2 protein-coding genes are annotated in these 1,740 nt (G+C 36.9%); both read right to left on the bottom strand.

The window, feature by feature from the left end; all coding sequences use genetic code 11:
- A partial coding sequence (locus EJK17_RS11145; RefSeq protein WP_210403773.1) for a hypothetical protein occupies positions 1 to 269 on the bottom strand: 269 nt, incomplete at its 3' end.
- Positions 270 to 471: 202 nt separating this feature from the next.
- A partial coding sequence (locus EJK17_RS11140) for a mucin-binding protein (RefSeq protein ID WP_127796433.1) occupies positions 472 to 1,740 on the bottom strand: 1,269 nt, incomplete at its 5' end.

Raw genomic sequence — 1,740 nt, 5'->3', positions numbered from 1 at the left:
TTATTTTTATCTGTTAAAGGTACAATATCGTGTTTATCGTTCATAAAATTTGCCTCCTCAAAATTGATAAGACAAGTATAGGACGAAAGAAAAGGAGAAGATAGGTACTTCAGTTTTTGACGCTTACTCATCACTTCAGGATCTAGAGAGCTATAAAAATTCAGTTCTAAATCTTTATTTTTAAGATTTAAAAGCAGAGTATTACGACTATTTCGTTTTGGAAACTTATTTTTATCTGTTAAAGGTACAATATCGTGTTTATCGTTCATAAAATTTGCCTCCTCAAAATTGATAAGACAAGTATAGGACGAAAGAAAAGGAGAAGATAGGTACTTCAGTTTTTGACGCTTACCTTCAGTTTTTGACGCTTACCCAAAAAAGCTTGACTCCGATAGAATATCGAAATCAAGCTTTAAAAGCATTTATTTAAAACTAACGTCCAACTTTAGGGGTTAGCTTCAACTATTTTGCTTACTTATTCTTCTTTCTTTTGTCTCCTAATCCAACTAATGAGAAAACACTTGCTAACCCAAGAAGTGCAGTACCTGCTAAAGTTAAGTTAAAGTTATTCTTCTTACCAGTTTGAGGCAAAGCAACTTTCTTACTTGCTGGAATGTTCTTCTTATTACGAACAGCGCTTCTCTTAGGATAAACGGAATTAGTAGTTACAGCCTGTGGTAATGTTGTAATATGTGTTGTTACTGAGACCTTTTCAACATTTGGAGTTGATTCATTCTCAGTAGGTTGGGTTGGAATCGAAGTCTCCTTTGGAACATCTGTAGTCCAGCCTGGTACGTTTGGCGTTGGTTCATTTGGAGTTACCTTACTTGGATCATTTGGATCATTGTGGTAACCAGGAGCTGGTGCATCTGGAATTGGGGTTCCTGATGGATCTACTGGAATGATCTTACCGATCTTGTGGTAAACAATAGTGATTTCCTTGTTGGCATCTTCTGGTGTTGCAGTTTTACCTTCGTAAGTCTTTTGGTCTGATACGTAACCATCAATTACTACTGCATTTGCATTTGCGTACTTGTGGCTAGTTTCATTCCATTGACCAGTCTTACCTGGCTTAGTGAAGACGAAGGTATCATTTGTATTGTCATCACGTAACTTGTTGCCTTGTTCATCTACGTAGTGAACTACTTGCTTACCAACGACAGTTATATCATCTGGTGTTGGAGCTTCCTTCTTAGCTAAAGTAATTACAACACTACTATTTTGGCTATTTGGAGTAATAGTCTCACTAGCCACTACACCGTTACTCATATCAACATTAGCTGAAGTATTGTTTTCGCTAACCTTAACAATATTATATTGAGTAGTATCAATTGCCTTAGTTGCTTCAAAGTCGTGATTATCAGCATTCCAAGTAATCTTACCTGCACCAGTGATCTTACCATTTTCTAGAGTTACCAATTGACCAGTTACAAGATCAACAACACCGTTACCGTTGAAAGTAAATATTTGGTGAACTGCAGCTTCAGCTTGACTACCATCTTCGTAAACGTAAGTTACATCACGAATTACAGTCTTAGTCAAAGTTTGAGGTATGAAGTTGTCCGGAATCGTATGTGGATTGTTTGGATCATTTGGATTTGGAACTTCTTGACCTGGAGTACCTGGATTATCCGGAGTTACTGGAACAGTACCATGCTTAAAGGTTACATAGAAGTTTTGAGTATTCCCCTTAACATTGTCAAAGCTCGGCTTAGTACCATTTGCATCAAAACCATTTGA

Origin of the sequence: Lactobacillus xujianguonis (genome assembly GCF_004009905.1) — a bacterium.
In the GTDB taxonomy this organism is placed as follows: domain Bacteria; phylum Bacillota; class Bacilli; order Lactobacillales; family Lactobacillaceae; genus Lactobacillus; species Lactobacillus xujianguonis.
Note: the sequence above shows the minus strand (reverse complement) of the source record. Positions and strands in the feature narration are given on the sequence as shown.